The sequence below is a fragment of the Rhodococcus sp. 05-2254-5 genome (genome assembly GCF_002258575.1).
Lineage (GTDB): Bacteria > Actinomycetota > Actinomycetes > Mycobacteriales > Mycobacteriaceae > Rhodococcoides > Rhodococcoides fascians.
In genome coordinates this window covers 1-18,044 of sequence record NZ_NOZG01000002.1, presented here as the reverse complement: position 1 = coordinate 18,044, position 18,044 = coordinate 1, and the positions used below count along the sequence as shown (strand labels likewise).

The 18,044-nt window shown below is 65.0% G+C and carries 13 protein-coding genes and 1 rRNA gene; 7 read left to right on the top strand and 7 right to left on the bottom strand.

Annotated features, from left to right (window positions below; translation table 11 throughout):
• Positions 1-36: 36 nt before the first annotated feature.
• Entirely contained in the window at positions 37-2,085 is a 2,049-nt protein-coding gene (locus tag CH278_RS01070) for an ATP-dependent DNA helicase (RefSeq protein ID WP_094620986.1), read from the top strand.
• A gap of 7 nt (positions 2,086-2,092) precedes the next feature.
• Here CH278_RS01070 and glgP read toward each other — a convergent pair whose 3' ends face one another.
• Positions 2,093-4,630: an alpha-glucan family phosphorylase gene (glgP, locus tag CH278_RS01065; RefSeq protein ID WP_094620985.1), complete on the bottom strand. Its 2,538-nt coding sequence runs from the start codon at positions 4,628-4,630 to the stop codon at positions 2,093-2,095.
• A 204-nt stretch (positions 4,631-4,834) separates the two neighbouring features.
• Here glgP and CH278_RS01060 point away from each other — a divergent pair, with 204 nt between their 5' ends.
• From CH278_RS01060 to CH278_RS01050, 3 genes are read left to right on the top strand one after another with little or no spacing between them, the layout of a single operon-like run.
• Positions 4,835-6,841: a maltotransferase domain-containing protein gene (locus CH278_RS01060; RefSeq protein ID WP_094620984.1), complete on the top strand. Its 2,007-nt coding sequence runs from the start codon at positions 4,835-4,837 to the stop codon at positions 6,839-6,841.
• A gap of 11 nt (positions 6,842-6,852) precedes the next feature.
• Complete coding sequence (gene glgB / locus CH278_RS01055) at positions 6,853-9,054, top strand: 1,4-alpha-glucan branching protein GlgB (RefSeq protein ID WP_032368540.1); 2,202 nt, start codon at positions 6,853-6,855, stop codon at positions 9,052-9,054.
• On the top strand, positions 9,055-10,503 hold the full coding sequence (locus tag CH278_RS01050; protein WP_094620983.1) for a metallopeptidase: 1,449 nt from the start codon (positions 9,055-9,057) through the stop codon (positions 10,501-10,503).
• 5 nt (positions 10,504-10,508) lie between these two features.
• Here the strand turns inward: CH278_RS01050 and CH278_RS01045 are convergent, their stop codons facing one another.
• The 3 genes from CH278_RS01045 to CH278_RS01035 all read right to left on the bottom strand — a co-directional run bounded on the left by CH278_RS01045 (position 10,509) and on the right by CH278_RS01035 (position 13,131).
• On the bottom strand, positions 10,509-11,456 hold the full coding sequence (locus CH278_RS01045; protein WP_230074654.1) for a tetratricopeptide repeat protein: 948 nt from the start codon (positions 11,454-11,456) through the stop codon (positions 10,509-10,511).
• 47 nt (positions 11,457-11,503) lie between these two features.
• Positions 11,504-11,875: a DUF3817 domain-containing protein gene (locus CH278_RS01040; protein ID WP_179274403.1), complete on the bottom strand. Its 372-nt coding sequence runs from the start codon at positions 11,873-11,875 to the stop codon at positions 11,504-11,506.
• Positions 11,876-11,940: 65 nt separating this feature from the next.
• Entirely contained in the window at positions 11,941-13,131 is a 1,191-nt protein-coding gene (locus CH278_RS01035; protein WP_094620981.1) for an acetyl-CoA C-acetyltransferase, read from the bottom strand.
• 112 nt (positions 13,132-13,243) lie between these two features.
• Between CH278_RS01035 and mce the strand changes: the two genes are divergently transcribed.
• Positions 13,244-13,720: a methylmalonyl-CoA epimerase gene (mce, locus tag CH278_RS01030; RefSeq protein ID WP_027497680.1), complete on the top strand. Its 477-nt coding sequence runs from the start codon at positions 13,244-13,246 to the stop codon at positions 13,718-13,720.
• A gap of 59 nt (positions 13,721-13,779) precedes the next feature.
• The gene (locus CH278_RS01025) at positions 13,780-14,742 is read left to right on the top strand and encodes a hypothetical protein (protein ID WP_027497681.1); all 963 of its coding nucleotides are present in this window, start codon (positions 13,780-13,782) and stop codon (positions 14,740-14,742) included.
• 28 nt (positions 14,743-14,770) lie between these two features.
• Here CH278_RS01025 and CH278_RS01020 read toward each other — a convergent pair whose 3' ends face one another.
• Positions 14,771-15,088, bottom strand: coding sequence for an ATP/GTP-binding protein (locus CH278_RS01020; protein WP_072692233.1), 318 nt, complete (start codon positions 15,086-15,088; stop codon positions 14,771-14,773).
• A 41-nt stretch (positions 15,089-15,129) separates the two neighbouring features.
• On the bottom strand, positions 15,130-15,801 hold the full coding sequence (gene nucS / locus CH278_RS01015; protein ID WP_027497682.1) for an endonuclease NucS: 672 nt from the start codon (positions 15,799-15,801) through the stop codon (positions 15,130-15,132).
• A gap of 42 nt (positions 15,802-15,843) precedes the next feature.
• Here nucS and CH278_RS01010 point away from each other — a divergent pair, with 42 nt between their 5' ends.
• The gene (locus CH278_RS01010; protein ID WP_094621188.1) at positions 15,844-17,433 is read left to right on the top strand and encodes an adenylate/guanylate cyclase domain-containing protein; all 1,590 of its coding nucleotides are present in this window, start codon (positions 15,844-15,846) and stop codon (positions 17,431-17,433) included.
• A 514-nt stretch (positions 17,434-17,947) separates the two neighbouring features.
• Here CH278_RS01010 and rrf read toward each other — a convergent pair.
• Positions 17,948-18,044: ribosomal RNA gene (rrf, locus tag CH278_RS01005) — 5S ribosomal RNA — on the bottom strand; the annotation flags it as partial.

The following is an 18,044-nucleotide window of genomic DNA, read 5'->3' as shown; positions in this document are numbered from 1 at the left end:
CCGAACCCGGTGGGCGATCGGCAGTAGTCTGCTTCGGTGCCGTCGAAGACCGAGTTGCCCACCGTTCCCGCTCTCCTGCAGGTTGCGGTGCACTCGCTCGGTGGCAAGGAACGCAGCAATCAGCTGACGATGGCCTCTGCAGTGGCGCATTCGATCGACACCGGCGAGCATCTCGCGGTGCAGGCGGGCACGGGCACCGGCAAGTCCCTCGCGTATCTCGTGCCCAGCATCAGGCATGCGGTCGAATCGGGAAAGACAGTCATCGTCTCGACGGCCACGATCGCGCTGCAGCGACAGTTGGTCGACCGCGACCTTCCACGTCTGTCCGACGCACTCACCGAAGCTGTGGGTCGGCGTCCGAAGTTCGCGATCCTCAAGGGCCGCAACAATTACTTGTGTATGAACAAGATTCACACCGGTGCCGCGCAGGAGGCACCGGACGCGGAGTTGTTCGACCCGTTCGCCGTCTCGCGGATGGGCCGCGAGGTGGTCCGGCTGACCAAGTGGTCCTCGGAGACCGAAACGGGCGATCGCGACGACGTGGTGCCCGGCGTGAGCGACCAGGCGTGGCGTCAGGTCAGCGTCACCGCTCGCGAGTGCCTCGGGAAATCGCGGTGCCCCGTCGGCGAGGACTGCTTCGCCGAGCGCGCCCGCACCGAGGCCGCACAGGTCGACGTGGTCGTGACCAACCACGCGCTGCTCGCTATCGACGCGATCACCGGAATTCAGATCCTGCCCGAGCACGACGTCGTGGTCGTCGACGAGGCCCACGAATTGGTCGACCGAGTGACCGGCGTTGCCACTGAAGAGCTTTCGGCCGCCACCGTCACCGCGGCCGCACGCCGTAGCGCCAAGCTCATCGAGGAAGAGACCGTCGATCAGCTCGAAGGAGCTGCCGAGAACTGGGCCGCGATTCTGGACGAACTACCGCCCGGTCGATGGCAGTCCCTTCCCGACGGCGTCGGACCGGCCCTGGCGTCCGTCCGCGACGCCGCCTGGGCCGTGCGCACCGCGATCGGCCCGAACAAACAGGGCATGGCGGGCAGTGATCCCGAGGCGGCCGCGGCCCGCAGCGCAGCACTCGTGGCAGTCGACGAGGTGCACGACAGCGCCGTACGAGTGCTCACTGCCTTCGACGAGCCCGACCCGGCCAAGCGCAAGGACGTCGTCTGGCACGCCGTCGACGATTTCCGAGGAAACGTCAAACGCACCGTTCGCATTGCTCCGCTCTCGGTGGGCGGGCTGCTGCGGGCACGGTTGTTCGCCGAATCCACCGTGGTGCTGACCTCCGCGACGCTCACCGTCGGCGGATCCTTCGACGGCCTGGCCGTCAATTGGGGCCTGCCCGCAGAGAAACCCTCTCGCAGTGACACCGCCATGGCGTCGGGAGTGGAACCACCCTCGGACAACGGATCCATTCGCTGGAGTTCGTTGGACGTGGGCTCGCCGTTCGACCACGCTCGCGCCGGCATCATGTACATCGCCAAACATCTGTCTCCGCCCGGACGCGACGGCCTGTCCAAGTCCTCGCTCGACGAGATCGAATCGCTCGTCGAGGCAGCCGGTGGTCGGACGCTCGGGCTGTTCTCGTCGATGCGCGCCGCCAAGGCCGCGGCAGAGGAGATGCGCGAACGACTCGACACCCCGATCCTGTGTCAGGGTGACGATTCCACCGGCGCACTGGTGCAGAAGTTCGCCGACGACGAGGCCACCTCACTGTTCGGGACGCTGTCGCTGTGGCAGGGCGTCGATGTGCCCGGTCCGTCGCTGAGCCTGGTGATCCTGGATCGAATTCCGTTCCCCCGGCCCGACGATCCACTACTGGTGGCTCGACAGCAGGCCGTCGAATCACGTGGCGGCAACGGCTTTCTCGCGGTGGCCGCCAACCACGCTGCCCTGCTACTGGCGCAGGGCGTCGGTCGACTGCTCCGTAGCGTCGACGACAAAGGTGTTGTCGCCGTGCTCGATTCGCGCCTGGCGACCGCCCGGTACGGCGGCTATCTGCGCGCGTCCTTACCGCCGTTCTGGGAGACCTCCGACCCGGAGGTGGTCCGCAAGGCCCTCACCCGCCTGGCCGGAAAGTAGCTGCTCCCTACGGCGTCGACACCAAACCGAGCTCGGCATCGGAGGCAAGCCCGTGGTGCCGTGGCAACACCCGCACCGTGTAGCCCACCGCTCCACTGTGCGGTAGCCGCGTCTCGCCCGCGTACACGTGCTCGCCGCCCTCACTGCCCACGTGCGACATCTCGGTGGTGCGAATGTCGCTGAGGTCCTCGCCCTCGTCGACGCGTCCCACCACGGCCTGCACCACGACGGCACCCGGTTCCATACCGCCGAGGTCGACGATGGCGCGCAGCGACAGTTCGGCACCGATGACGGGGGTGTCCGGCAACCCCTCGCTGTCGACTCGGGTGACCTTCACGTTAAGCCACGCCTGCTCGACGCGGCCGCGATACGACGCGACATCCTTCGCGCCGTGGTAGCCGTCGGCCGACACCGCGCGGGCGGAGTGCGCAGCGGGCGCGTAGTAGCCGAGTGTGTAGTCCTGAACCATGCGCGAGGCCAACACTTTCGGTCCCAGCTGTTCCAGTGTGTGCCGCACCATCTCGATCCAGCGAGCCGGCACACCGTCCTCCCCGCGATCGTAGAATTTCGGCAGCACCGCCTGCTCGAGCAATTCGTAGAGGGCAGCGGCTTCCAGATCGTCGCGGCGATTGTCGTCGGTGATGCCGTCGGCCGTCGGGATCGCCCACCCGTTTTCGCCGTCGTACATCTCGTCCCACCATCCGTCGCGAATCGACAGATTGAGGCCGCCGTTGAGCGCCGACTTCATTCCGGACGTACCGCAGGCCTCGAGCGGTCGCAGCGGATTGTTCAGCCACACATCGCAACCCCAGTACAGAAAGCGCGCCATGGACATGTCGTAGTCGGGCAGGAACACGATGCGGTGTCGTACATCGGCCTCGTCGGCGAACTTGACGATCTGCCGAATGAGCGCCTTCCCACCGTCGTCGGCCGGATGCGATTTTCCGGCTACAACCAGCTGAACCGGGCGGACGGGATCGAGCAACATCGCCCGCAATCGCTCGGGTTCGCGCAGCATGAGCGTCAGACGCTTGTACGTCGGTACGCGTCGAGCAAAGCCGACGGTCAACACGTCGGGGTCGAAAACATTTGCAGTCCAGCTTATCTCGGCCTCGGTCGACCCTCGCTCCAGTGCCGAGCGGCGCACCCTTCGGCGCACCTCGTCCACCAACTGCGCGCGCAACGCGTTTCGCGTGGACCACACCTGTTCCGAGGACAACGGCCCACCGGTCTCGGTCTCCCCCTCGGCCCATTCCCGCGCCGCCCACGTCGGCGCGTGGACACCGTTGGTCACCGATCCGATCGGCACCTCCGACGCGTCGAATCCTTGCCACAGGCCGTTGAACATCTCGCGGCTGACGATTCCGTGCAGCTTCGACACTCCGTTGGCGCGCTGCCCCAAGCGAAGGCCCATGTGCGCCATGTTGAACACCGACGGATCACTCTCGCCGCCCAGTGCCAGAATTCGGCTCATCGGCAATCCCGGCAACAGGGCCGAGTCCGGTGCACCGTCGCTACCGCCGAAGTAGTGCCGCACCAGATCGGCGGGGAACCTGTCGATGCCGGCAGGCACCGGGGTGTGGGTGGTGAACACCGTGCCCGCCCGGACGGCGGCCAACGCCGAATCGAAGTCCAACCCGCTACCGGTGACGAGTTCACGGATGCGTTCGACCCCGAGGAAGCCGGCGTGGCCCTCGTTCATGTGGAACACCTCGGGATCGGGCAGACCGTGCGCGCGCGTGTAGGCCCTGATCGCGCGTACTCCGCCGATACCGGCGAGGATCTCCTGCTTGATGCGGTGGTCCTGATCGCCGCCGTACAGGCGGTCGGTGACTCCTCTGAGCTCGGGATCGTTGTCGGCGATGTCGGAATCGAGCAGCAGCAGCGGAACGCGTCCCACCTGAGCGATCCACACGCGGGCCCGCAGCACGCGCGACCCCGGCATCGACACGTGTATCAACACCGGTGAGTCGTTGTCGTCGGTGAGCAGTCGTAACGGCAGACCGTGCGGGTCCAGGGACGGGTAACGCTCGGCCTGCCAGCCGTCGGCCGTCAGCGATTGCCGGAAGTACCCCGAGCGGTAGAGCAGTCCGACGCCGATCAGCGGTAGACCGAGATCCGACGCCGCCTTCAGGTGGTCGCCGGCCAGAATGCCGAGCCCACCCGAGTAGTTCGGCAGTACCTCGGTGACCCCGAACTCCATCGAGAAATAACCGATGCCCGACGGCAGAGCTCGCCCCTCGGCGAGCTCGTTCTGGTACCAGAGGGGTCGGGCGAGGTAGTCGTGTAGATCCGCCTCGGCGGCGTCCAATTCGGCCAGGAACGATGCGTCTTCGGCGAGTTCTTCGAGCCGGCCGGGTGCGACGGCACCGAGCACGGCCACCGGATCGCGTTCGAGTTCGGTCCACAGCAGCGGATCGATGTGCTCGAAAAGATCCTGCGTGGCCGAATGCCACGACCACCTGAGGTTTGTCGACAGCTCGGCGAGGGCATTCAAACGGGCGGGAAGGTGGGCTCGGACGGTGAATCGACGCAAGGCTTTCACAGAGCCGAACCCTACCCACGGATACCTGTGTCGATGGGGCGCTCGGCGAAAATTTCCTCGTGCGCCCGTCGCGGTCAGTATGCGTCGGCGCACGCGCCATCTGCGCTGCTGCACTACGGTTGACGAGTAGAAGCACACCAAATATCGGTTCGATCAGAGGTTGCGCCCGCGCAGCCATACCTCTAACGAAGAATGGAGTGTGAAGTGACAGGTCGACTTGGTATCGACAATGTCCTTCCAGATACGACGACCGGGAAATACCCCGCGAAAGCGGTGGTGGGCGAGACGTTTCCAGTTTCCGCCGACGTCTGGCGCGAGGGTCACGACGCAGTGGCCGCGACGCTGTCGGTGCGTGGACCGGGAGGCAAGCTCGAACGCATCCCGATGACGCCCGGCCACGAGCCGGACACGTTCGACGCGGTGTTCGTCCCATCCCGGCCCGGCTACTGGATCTGCCGTATCGAGGCGTGGAGCGACCCGATCAGCACCTGGCGTCACGCCGTCGAAGCGAAGCTCGGAGTGGGCCAGAGCGCCCACGAACTCGCCAACGACCTCGAGATCGGGGCGCGCCTGTTCCTCCGCGCTGCCACCGGCGTTCCTGCGGAGAGCAGGCAGCTGCTCGCCGACGTCGCCGCCGGCCTGCGCGACACCGACCGCCCGCTGCCCGCGCGCGTGTCTTCGGCGTTCGCATCGTCGGTCACCGAACTGCTGTTCCAGCACCCGCTGCGCGAGCTGGTGACCAGATCGCGGGCAGTGAACGTGTGGGTCGACCGAAACCTGGCCCTCAACGGTGCCTGGTACGAGTTCTTCCCGCGCTCCACGGGCGGGTGGAACGAGGACGGATCACCGCGGCACGGCACGTTCGCGACATCCATCGAGCAGTTGCCGCGCATCGCGCGCATGGGCTTCGACATCGTCTACCTGCCTCCGATCCACCCGATCGGCACGATCAACCGCAAGGGCCCGAACAACACGTTGACTCCGGGCCCCGAGGACGTCGGTTCGCCGTGGGCGATCGGATCCAAGGACGGCGGGCACGACGCCATCCATCCCGAGCTGGGAACCGAGGACGATTTCCGTGCGTTCGTCGACGCCTCGCGAGAACATGGCCTCGAAGTGGCGCTCGATCTGGCTCTGCAGGCCGCTCCGGATCATCCATGGGCTGCAACACATTCCGAGTGGTTCACGGTGTTGCCGGACGGCACCATCGCGTACGCCGAGAATCCGCCGAAGAAGTACCAGGACATCTACCCGGTCAATTTCGACAACGACCGTCGTGGCATCTACGAGGAAGTGCTACGCGTGGTCCGATACTGGATCTCGTTGGGTGTCAAGATCTTCCGAGTCGACAATCCACACACCAAGCCACCGGACTTCTGGGAATGGCTCATCGCCGAGGTCAAGAAGACCGATCCGGACGTCCTGTTCCTGGCCGAGGCGTTCACCCGGCCGGTGCGCATGTACGGTCTCGCGCAACGTGGGTTCACGCAGTCGTACACGTACTTCACGTGGCGTACCGCGAAGTGGGAGCTGACCGAGTTCGCCGAGGAGCATGCCCGACGCGCCGACGACGCGCGGCCGAACCTGTTCGTCAACACCCCGGACATTCTGCACGAGAGCCTGCAACACGGAGGACCCGGAATGTTCGCTCTGCGAGCAGCTCTGGCCGCCACCCTGGCTCCGACGTGGGGCGTGTACTCCGGGTACGAGCTGTACGAACATCAGGCCGTGCGCGAGGGCAGCGAGGAGTATGTGGACTCCGAGAAGTACCAGTTGCGACCGCGCGACTTCGAGGGTGCGCTCGCCCGCGGCGAATCGCTGGAGCCGTGGATCACCACCCTCAATTCCATCCGCCGTGCGCATCCGGCCCTGCAGCAACTGCGCAACATCCATTTCCACACGATCGACAACGAAGCGCTGATCGGATACTCCAAGTTCGATCCGCAGACCGGCGACTCGGTGTTGGTGGTCATCAACCTCAACCCGTTCGGAGCCGAGGAGGGCACCGTCCATCTGGACATGCCCGCGCTCGGTCACGACTGGCAGGACACCCTGACGATCAAGGACGAGGTGAGCGGCATCCATTACGACTGGGGCCACACCAACTTCGTCCGACTCGAGCCCTGGACCTCGGTGGCGCACATATTCACGCTCCCCCACATTCCCTATCCGGCACGAATCGAACTGGCCTACCGCGGCAACCGAAAGTGAGTGGATTCAACGTGACCAAGAATCCGACGACGCCCGAAGACACCGTCGCAGCCCCGTCCGACAACGACCTCGATCTCCTCGCCGCTGGTCGGCACTACAACCCGCACTCCGTGCTCGGCGCGCACCCCGTGCCGGGCGGAACAGCGATTCGTGCGCTGAAGCCCGACGCGGAGAAAGTGATCGCGCGCGTCGGAGGCGTCGACCACGAGTTGACCCACGTCGCCCACGGCCTCTTCTCTGCGCTGGTGCCGGTCGAGGACCTGATCGATTACCGGCTCGTGGTCACCTGGCCAGGTGGGCACGTGTCCGAATCTGCCGACGGGTACCGGTTCCTACCGACCCTCGGTGAACTCGACCTGCACCTGTTCGGCGAAGGTCGCCACGAGCGTCTGTGGGACATCCTCGGAGCGCACCAGCAGTCGTACGCAACTCCCGATGGTCCCGTCACCGGCACCTCGTTCGCGGTGTGGGCCCCTGCCGCCCAGGGCGTCACGCTGGTGGGCGACTTCGACGGGTGGACCGGCCGTAGTTGGCCGATGCGCGTCCTAGGCTCCACCGGAGTCTGGGAGCTGTTCGTCCCGAACATCGAACCCGGTGCCCTGTACAAGTTCCGCGTCCACGGCTCCGACGGTTCGGTGAAGGACAAGGCCGACCCGATGGCCTTTGCCACCGAGGTTCCGCCGTCCACCGCGTCGGTCGTGACCGCGTCGACGTACACCTGGAACGACGAGAAGTGGCTCGACACCCGAGCCGGCATCGAACCCACGCAGGCTCCGATGAGCGTCTACGAGATCCATCTGGCGTCGTGGCGACCGGGCCTGGGTTACCGGGAGCTGGCCGAGCAACTGGCCGAGTACATCATCGAGACCGGCTTCACTCACGTGGAGTTGCTCCCGGTCGCCGAGCACCCGTTCGGCGGATCCTGGGGCTACCAGGTGACGTCCTACTACGCACCGACGTCCAGGTTCGGCAGTCCGGACGACTTCCGGTTCTTCGTCGATCACCTGCACAGCGCCGGCATCGGCGTCATCGTCGACTGGGTCCCCGCTCACTTCCCCAAGGACGAATGGGCCCTCGCCCGCTTCGACGGTGGGCCGCTCTACGAGCACGGAGACCCGCAGCGAGGCGAGCAACTCGACTGGGGCACACTGGTTTTCGACTTCGGCCGACGCGAGGTCCGCAACTTCCTGGTCGCGAACGCGCTCTACTGGATCGACGAATTCCACATCGACGGACTGCGCGTCGACGCCGTCGCCTCGATGCTGTACCTGGACTACTCGCGTCCCGAGGGCGGCTGGTCGCCCAACATCTACGGTGGCCGAGAAAACCTCGAAGCGGTGTCCTTCCTGCAGGAGATGAACGCCACGGTGCACAAGAAGCACCGCGGAGTCGTCACCGTCGCCGAGGAGTCGACCGCCTGGCCGGGCGTCACTCGCCCGACGAACGTCGGCGGGCTCGGGTTCAACATGAAGTGGAACATGGGGTGGATGCACGACACCCTCGGCTTCGTCGGGCGCGATCCCATCCACCGCAGCTACCACCACCACGAGATCACGTTCTCGCTCGTCTACGCGTGGAGCGAGAACTACCTGCTACCCATCAGCCACGACGAGGTGGTGCACGGCAAGGGCACGCTGTGGACCCGCATGCCCGGGGACGACTACGCCAAGGCCGCAGGGCTGCGCGGAATGCTCGCCTACATGTGGGCACATCCGGGCAAGCAGTTGCTGTTCATGGGCCAGGAGTTCGGTCAGACTCGCGAATGGTCCGAGGAACGAGGCCTGGACTGGTACCAGATCGACGAGGAGCCGTTGCACCGAGGTGTGAAATCGCTTGTCGCAGATCTGAACTCGACGTACCGGTCGCATCCGGCACTGTGGACGCTGGACACCTCGCCCAGTGGCTACTCGTGGATCGACGCCAACGACACCGAGAACAACGTGCTCAGCTTTCTGAGGTACGGCTCCGACGGTTCGGTTGTCGCGTGTATTTTCAACTTCTCCGGTTCCGAGCACGGCAGCTATCGTGTGGGACTACCGGAACCAGGCCGTTGGATCGAGATCCTCAACACCGATGCAACGGAGTACGGCGGCTCCGGAATGGGCAACCTGGGTGAAGTGACGGCAACATCGCACTCGTGGCACGGTCGACCGGCATCAGGCCAGGTTGCACTTCCCGCCAACGGGGCGATCTGGATCAAATTGGAGCAGTAGATGACCGGCGGCCGCAGACCACGACTTCTGGCTGCGGCCGCCACTGCAGGGTTACTACTGTTGACATCGTGCGCCGCCACCGTCGGCGGTAATGCAGTGTCGATCTACGAGAATCCGTTCACGGTCGCCGGCCTTCCGGTCACCAGCGGACCGAGCGGACCGCGTCCGGGAGTACCGGATTCGACCATCGCCGTCGAGAACGCCGAAGGCACCGACTCGGACATCTTGGCAACCAACGCGATCGACGACATCCAGCAGTTCTGGGCCGAGCAGTATCCGGCCCTGTTCAAGGGCTCGTTCACGCCGGTCTCGACATTGACCTCGTGGGATGCGTCGGAGGACGAGGGATCCGGCATCCGGTTCTGTGGAGACAGAACCGGTGGAGTCCCCAATGCCGCGTACTGCACCCGCGACGACTCGATCGGGTGGGACCGCACCATTCTGCTTCCGGCGTTGGTCGACGCGTTCGGGCCGATGTCGGTGGTCATGGTGATCGCGCACGAATACGGCCACGCGATCCAGCATCAGTCGGGACTCGTCGGCGACGACACCCCGACCATCGTGGCCGAGCAGCAAGCCGACTGTTTCGCCGGCGCATTCATCCGCCATGTCGCAGAAGGCGATTCGCCGCACTTCACCATCAACACCTCGGATGGGCTCAACGGTGTTCTTGCTGCGACCGTCGCGGTGCGCGACGTGGACCCCAACGATCCCGAATCGGTGCACGGGTCTGCATTCGAGCGAGTGACTGCCGTTCAGATCGGGTTCACCGACGGTGCAGCTGCCTGCACACGCATCGACGAGGCCGAAATCGATTCACGCCGAGCGTCGTTGCCGCAGAAGTTCGACAGCGCCGACGATTCCGGTGAGCTACCGGTCACCGAGGACTCCCTGGGCGCATTCACGCGATCGTTCGAGACGGCGCTTCCCGTCGCCGATCCGCCGACCGTCGACTACTCGGGATCGGACACCGGGTGCACGGACGCCGAGGCCACCACTCCGGTGTCGTACTGCCCGTCGACCAACACCATCGGTGTCGATGTGGAGGACCTGGCCGAAATAGGGCAACCCGAGACACCTCAGCGCGGAGACATCCTGCCACTCAACGTATCCGGTGACTACAGCGCGTACGTACTGTTCGCGTCTCGCTACACCCTCGCAGTACAGAAGGAAGCGGGCCAGACGCTCGACGACCCGCAGACCGCACTTCGATCCGCATGCCTGTCCGGAGTCATCACCGCAGCGTTGAGCGCCGAATCCAACGAGGCCGCTCTCGAAATCCGGCTCTCTCCCGGCGATCTCGACGAGGCCGTTTCCGGTCTACTCAGCGACGGATTGGCCGCCAGCGACGTCAACGGAACGACGCTGCCGTCCGGATTCTCCCGAGTCGACGCGTTCCGCTCGGGAGTTCTCGGCGGCAAGCCTCTGTGCGATTCGCGCTACAGCTGAGGGATTCAGTACAGAGCGGACGCGAGTTTACGACGTGCCGAGACCACCAGAGGATCGGCGGCGTCGAACAACTCGAACAGCTCCAGTAGGCGGGTACGCAGGGCCGTGCGGTCGTCGCCCGCACTGATCTTGATTCCGTCGATGAGCCGTGCGAAAGCCTGTTCCGGCTGCTGCCCGGCCATTTCCGCGTCGGCCGCATCGATCCGGGCCTGCACGTTGGCGGGATCGGCGTCGGCCACCTCGACGGCATCGGGTGCAACGTTCTGCACCCGAGCCAAGAACTTGACCTGACGCAGCGCGGCGACCGCGTCGGTGTTCTTCGGCTCGGCGTCGATGATTGCCTGATACGCCGCCGCTGCCTTGTCGAAGTCACCCTCGTCGATCGCCTCTTCCGCAGCGACGATGCGCGGATCCTCGACCTCGGGTTCCGGCTCGGCGGCGGGAGCCGACCCGGGTGGACCGGACAGCTTTCCGGCGGTTGCCTGCTCGACGGCCTGCAGCCACTGACGCAACTGCTCGTCGGATTGCGTGCCCTGGAAATCGGCGAGCGGCTGCCCACCCGCGACGGCAACCACCGTGGGAATGGCCTGCACGCCGAATGCCTGCGCGATCTGCGGATTGGAGTCGACATCGACGCGGGCATGTATCCACGTGCCGCCGGCCTCGACGGCAAGTTGCCCGAGCTGACGCGTCAACGCCTGGGACTGCGGCGACCGAGCCGATCCCAGGTCGACGATGACCGGTACCTGCATCGATCGCTGCAGAACCTCGGCTTCGAAATTGGCCGTGGTCACGTCGACGATCGGAGCCAACCCTCCCGCATCGCCACTGGCTTCGGCAGCGGGAGCAGGTGCCGGACGGTCCTTGAGAACGGACAGGTCGACGGCTCCGGCAATGGATGCGGGGACGGCGGCCGACGGGCGGACAGGAGGACGGGAACCGGGTCGAGTCACGTCCTACAGTTTGTCACTAACGCGATGCGTCATCCACTGGCGGGCGGTCAGGACAGAACCTTCGCGTCGGCAGCGGGTCGGCCGGTGCTCAGCTCGGCAAGGCGTCCGGTACGCACGGCCCAGATCTCGAAGACCACGGTTCCGAACGGCGGAAATGCCGCGACCAGCGCCAGCAGCGTGGCCTTGACGTCCCACTTCAGCTTAACGGCCGTCAGAACGGCAACGGCAAGGTACACGATGAACACCGCACCGTGGATGGGCCCGAAGATCTTCACGCCGATTTCGTTGCCGTCGGCCGGCAGGTACTTGAACGCCATGCCGACCAGTAGTCCGAGCCAGGTGAACGCTTCGAGCACGGCAATGAAACGGAAGCGTTTGGCCGTGCTGCTCAGGTCGAAGAAATTCGTCATGCCCGCTATTGTGCCCGGTTTGCTACGACAGAACGTAGTGGCTCTGGTCTCATCGGACCAGAGCCACTACAGACTCAGCTCTTCGGGACTCGAACGATGAGCGCGTCGCCCTGTCCGCCGCCGCCGCACAATGCTGCGGCACCCACTCCGCCACCGCGTCGCTGCAGCTCCAGAGCCAGGTGCAATGCGATGCGAGCGCCCGACATTCCGAGGGGATGACCGATCGAAATCGCCCCACCGTTGACGTTGACGATCTCCGGGTCGATGCCGAGCTCACGCGTCGACGCGATTCCGACCGCCGCGAATGCCTCGTTGATCTCGACGACGTCGAGGTCCTTCGGGTCGATACCTTCCTTCGCGCAGGCCTTGGCGATGGCGCGAGCGGGCTGCGACTGCAGGGTGGAGTCGGGGCCGGCCACCACACCGTGCGCGCCGATCTCGGCGAGCCAGGTCAAACCGAGCGACTCGGCCTTGTCCTTGCTCATCACGACGACGGCGGCGGCACCGTCGGAAATCTGCGACGCGGATCCGGCAGTGACCGTGCCCGCCTTGTCGAACGCGGGGCGAAGCTTGCCGAGGGAATCGACCGTGGTGTCGGCCCGGATTCCTTCGTCGGCAGTGAACTGGACGGGTTCACCCTTGCGCTGCGGGATCGACACGGGCACTACCTCGTCGTCGAAGACCCCGTTCTTCCACGCCGCGGCAGCCTTCTGATGCGATGCGGCCGCGAAGGTGTCCTGCTCTTCGCGGCTGATGGCTTCGGAGCTCTGATTGCGCTGCTCGGTGAGCGCGCCCATGGCCTGGTCGGTGAAGATGTCGTACAGACCGTCGTATGCGAGGTGGTCGCGCATGGTGACATCGCCGTACTTGAATCCCGCCCGCGACTTCTCCAGCATGTGCGGTGCCTGGGTCATCGATTCCTGGCCGCCGGCGACGACGATCTCGAACTCCCCCGCGCGAATGAGCTGGTCAGCGAGCGCGATGGCGTCGACGCCGGAGAGACACACCTTGTTGATGGTCAGGGCCGGAACGGTCATCGGGATACCTGCAGCGACGGCGGCCTGTCGGGCCGGGATCTGCCCGGCACCCGCAGTGAGGACCTGGCCCATGATGACGTAGTCGACCTGATCCGGAGCGACGCCGGCCTTCTCGAGTGCGCCCTTGATGGCAATTCCGCCGAGGTCGGAACCCGAGAAGTCCTTGAGCGCACCCGAGAAGCGCCCGACGGGCGTACGAGCACCGGCGACGATGACTGTTGTGGTCACGATTTCCTCCGAAAGTGTGAAGACGGCCTTGTGGAGATCAACGCTCGCCAGGCTCCCTACCGATACCAGCCTGGCGGAACACCGTGACGCAGCTGACGCTAACGTCTTGTCCATGACCTCCAGCACGCAGTCTTACACGGGCGCCCCACTCCGCTCCGACCTGGTGACGGCTATCGACCACGTCGGTGTCGCGGTACCCGATCTCGATGCCGCAATCGCCTGGTACACCGACCACCTGGGGATGGTTGCGGTGCACGAGGAAGTCAACGAGGAACAGGGCGTGCGCGAGGCGATGCTCTCGTTCCCCGGGGCAGGCGAGAAGTCGGCGGCACTGCAGTTGCTCGCGCCCATCGACGAATCCTCGACCATCGCGAAGTTCATCGACCGAAACGGCCCCGGACTCCAACAGTTGGCGTATCGGGTCACCGACATCGAGGAGATCTCCTCCGAGTTGCGCGCCCGCGGCGTTCGGTTGCTCTACGACGCCCCCCGCCGCGGTACTGCCGATTCGCGTATCAACTTCGTCCACCCCAAGGACGCAGGCGGAGTACTGATCGAACTGGTCGAACCGAACCACAACGCGCACTGACCGAACTCGGTGATTACGCCGTATGGCTCTCCACTTGACTCACCGGTAAATTGACGGCCATGGCCATCGATCATGAACGCACTTCCACGGTGCAACTTCCCTTTTCCATCGTTCGGAAGGGGTTCGATCGCGACGAAGTCACCAACTACTTCGAGCGATTCGACGCCGAATTACGGCTGACGACGGCCGACCGTGATGCCGCCGCGGCACAGGCGCGTGATCTGGCCAAGCAACTCGACGACGCTCGCGACGAGATCGACGAACTGCGCAAGGACATCGACCGTCTCTCGGTGCCGCCGACCACCGCGGAAGGCATGAGCGATCGCATCTCCCGCATGTTGCGACTGGCGTCCGACGAGGCCTCCGAGGTTCGCGCGAAGGCGCACGCGGAGTCCGAGGAGATGATCTCGGTTGCGCAGCAGGAGAGCACTCGCCTGCGAAGCCGTCACGAATCGTTGGTCGCAGAACTCGAGGAGCGCCGCACGGCACTCGAAACCGAGCACGAGCAGACCATGGCGCAGGCACGCACCGAGGCTGCGCGCGTCGTCGAGGCCGCACAGGCAGAGCGCGACAAGCTGGCTGCCGAGTCCGAGGCCAAGCGCGCCGAGGTTCAGGAAGACTTCGAGATCACGATGGCCGAGCGCCGCACCAAGGTGCTCACCGCGCTCGAAGAACTGGAAGCGTCGAGCAAGGCCGATGCTGCTCGCCGTATCGAAGAGGCGACGACCGAGGCCGCACGCCGGTTGCAGTCCGCGAGCGAGCAGGCGGAGCGGCGCATCGCGCACTCGAAGGAATTGGCCGAGGAGCTGCGCGTGCTGCGAAGTCGCGTCCTCGCTCAGCTACTGGGTATCCGGGGCCAGCTCGATTCGGTACCGGCCATGCTGGCCTCGGTCAACCGCGAAAGCGAGTTGCTGGACAACCCCGACCCGACGGCCATCCTCAAGAAAGAAGAAGAGAAGGCTGCGGCGAAGGCCGAGAAGGACAACGACGAAGAGAAGGAATCCGCCGACTCGGCGTCCTGACTTCGCAGCACACGCTCGGCCTCCCCCGCTAGGACCATCTACGGGTGAGGCCTCGCGTGTTTCTGCCGCTCCAACACCCGGTGTGCCAATGTCTGCGGTTGTCGGCTCCCCCGAAGTCGTCCGACGGCCACGCCACGATGTGGGCGACCCCTGGCCGCACCTCGTGATCGCAGCCTGGGCAACGGTAGGTCTTGACGGCCTTGGCACCGGGAATCATCCGCGTCGTGTACGTGTCCCCGTCAGGACCCACCTCGACGCGATTGCCGCCCAGGACGGAATCGGTAGCCGGGCCGAGACTGCTCGGACCACTCCGACTCGCTTTGCGGGGCTGATTGCGACGAGGCACGCATCCAGTGTAGAGAATCGCGCCGCTTCGACAGAACGACGTCAGAAGAGCCGGAACTCGGTGCTGTCGGTGCCGCGGAGAACGTCGTAGTCGAGTGTCAGACAACGTATACCGCGATCGGTGGCCAGAGTCTTCGCCTGCGGCTTGATGACCTGTGCGGCGAACACACCGCTGACCGGTGCCAGCAACGGGTCACGATTGAGCAGTTCGAGGTACCGAGTCAACTGTTCCACACCGTCGATTTCACCGCGACGCTTGATCTCGACGGCGACAGTGCCACCATCTGCGTTGCGGCACAACAGATCCACCGGTCCGATTGCCGTCATGTATTCACGCCGCACCAGGGTGTACCCCTCACCGAGGGTGTTGACGTGTTCTGCGAGCAACTCCTGCAGATGAGCCTCGACACCGTCTTTGACCAACCCTGGATCGATCCCCAATTCATGACTGGAATCGAGTTCGACGTCGTCGATCGTGATGCGGAGTTCTTCGCCCGCCTTGTTGGTGACGACCCATTTGATGGTTTCGTCCTCGGTGGTCTCGACCATCCAACAGGGCGGAGACATCCAGTTGAGGGGCTTGTACGCCCTGTCGTCCGCGTGCACACTGACCGATCCGTCGGACTTGACGAGCAGCAGGCGTCGAGCGGAAGGGAGATGTGCGGTGAGGCGGCCGATGTAGTCCACTTGGCAACGAGCAATAACTAAACGCACTCGACCACCATAAGGCAGCACGGCCGTTACTCTGTGACCACCATGCCCCAATTCAGACGATCTGCCGCTCCGCTGGGTTCCCGGCTCCTCGGAGACACCACCGAATCGCCGCGCCGACGCCGGATCCGAATCCAGCTGTTGCTGACGGTGTTCCTGGTCCTGTCCAACCTGATCGGTGCGGTGATCGTCGGTGTCCTCATCAGTGTCGTCGTTCCAGGCCCGGACGTTCTGGACATGGACCGCTACTGGTGGGTCAACTTCATCGTCGTCCCGGTGTACGTCTTTCTGGCATTCCTGGTCGGTGTCGTCTGGGGCACCACACGTGCGCTCAGCAGTCTGCGGTGGGGCATCGAGGATCGCGAGCCCACCCGGTCCGAGCAGGTCGCGACGCTGGCCATGCCCTGGCGCCTGACGCGCATGCAGATTGCGCTGTGGACCGGCGGACTGATTCTGCTCACCACGATCGACGGCATCATCGACCCCCAGGCAATCCCGAAGGTGGCGTTCACCATCGCCGCGGGCGGCACGGTCGTGTGCGCGTTCAGCTACCTGCTCAGTGAGTTCGCTCTGCGGCCCATCGCGGCTCGTGCCCTGCAGGCGGGCGACCCACGACGCATCCGAATCGCCGGTGTCATGGGGCGTTCCATCCTGTCGTGGTTGCTGGGAACCGGCGTTCCGGTCTCCGGCCTGATGATGATCGCGGTGTTCCGCTTCCTTCGACCCGAGACCAGTGCAAACCAGCTCGCTGTGTCCATCCTCGCGCTCGGCGGGATCACCATCGTCTTCGGCTTCGCCCTGACCGTACTGGGCGGTTTCGCGACCACCTCCCCCATCAACAACGTGCGGGCGGGCATGGCCGAAGTCGAGAAGGGCAACATGGATGTCCGACTCGCGGTGTACGACGGCACCGAGCTCGGCGAACTGCAGAGCGGTTTCAACCGCATGGCCGACGGTGTGCGCGATCGAGAGAAGATCCGCGACCTGTTCGGACGACACGTCGGACACGAGGTAGCCGAGAAGGCCCTGCAGTCCGAGAGTGAACTCGGGGGCCAGGAGCGCGATATCGCAGTGTTCTTCATCGACCTGGTCGGCTCCACCGAGTTGGCCGCATCACGACCACCGACCGAGGTGGTGGACCTGCTCAACCGCTTCTTCGCCGTCGTCGTCGACGAGGTGGACGAACACGGCGGCTTCATCAACAAATTCGAGGGCGACGCGGCGCTCGCTATCTTCGGAGCACCGAACGACATTCCGGATCACTGCGGATCGGCACTCTCTGCCGCACGTGCCATTGCCCGCCGATTGCTGGTCGAAGTTCCCGAGTGCAGCGCAGCCGTCGGCGTTGCAGCCGGCCGAGCCGTTGCCGGCAATGTGGGAGCAAAGTCGAGATTCGAGTACACCGTCATCGGCGATCCGGTCAACGAGGCTGCGCGATTATCGGAACTGGCCAAGAGCGCTCCCGGTGCGATACTCGCTTCCAAGACAGCGGTAGACGGTGCTGCCAAGAACGAAGCGGACCGCTGGGAATTCGGTGATCGAGTAACCCTTCGCGGACGATCCGCAGAGACAGTTCTGGCGAACCCCAAGGACGTGAAGGTTTCCGCAGACGAGCCCGAATCCGTTCACGCCTGATCCACCCGATCGCTGGGCTCAGTACGTGTAGTGCTCTGCGCCCCCGCCGTTTTCATCACCGACGACTCGGCCGTCCTGTGCCCGGTCCCCCTCGCGAATGCGCGCGCGTTTGTCGAACGCTCACGACATCGCTGACGATTCTGCGCGCGCCTCGCGAATGCGAGCGCGTCTGCAGAATCGAAGTTTGCCCACGATCGAGCGCCAAGCTTCGATGGGCAGTAATTGGCTTGTTGGGGTTGGGTCCTGCTCGACGGCCCGCGAACGCGCGCGCGTTTGTCAGGTGCGTGCAGTCTGGTGTCGCTGTTCTGCTCGCGTGTGGCGAACGCGCGCGCGTTCGCGCCCCGGGGGCGAGGGGACCGGGGGTCCGTATGGCGAGTGATGGGACTGGGGGGTGCAGGTGTGGATGCTTGCGCGTTCAGTTCGACGAAAGCGGTGAATACTGTTGCGTGGGTGGTGGTTTCGAATGCAAACAACCCCCGACCGTGCTGGTCGGGGGTTGTTTGGTTCACGTTGTGTTCGGCGGTGTCCTACTCTCCCACACCCTGTCGAGTGCAGTACCATCGGCGCTGGAGGGCTTAGCTTCCGGGTTCGGAATGGGACCGGGCGTTTCC

What these genes read in the sequence shown, in the direction of transcription:
- CH278_RS01050 (WP_094620983.1), top strand. Translation starts at nt 9,055, where the DNA reads ATGACCGGCGGCCGCAGACCACGACTTCTGGCTGCGGCCGCCACTGCA.
- mce (WP_027497680.1), top strand. Translation starts at nt 13,244, where the DNA reads ATGACCTCCAGCACGCAGTCTTACACGGGCGCCCCACTCCGCTCCGAC.
- CH278_RS01025 (WP_027497681.1), top strand. Translation starts at nt 13,780, where the DNA reads ATGGCCATCGATCATGAACGCACTTCCACGGTGCAACTTCCCTTTTCC.
- CH278_RS01010 (WP_094621188.1), top strand. Translation starts at nt 15,844, where the DNA reads ATGCCCCAATTCAGACGATCTGCCGCTCCGCTGGGTTCCCGGCTCCTC.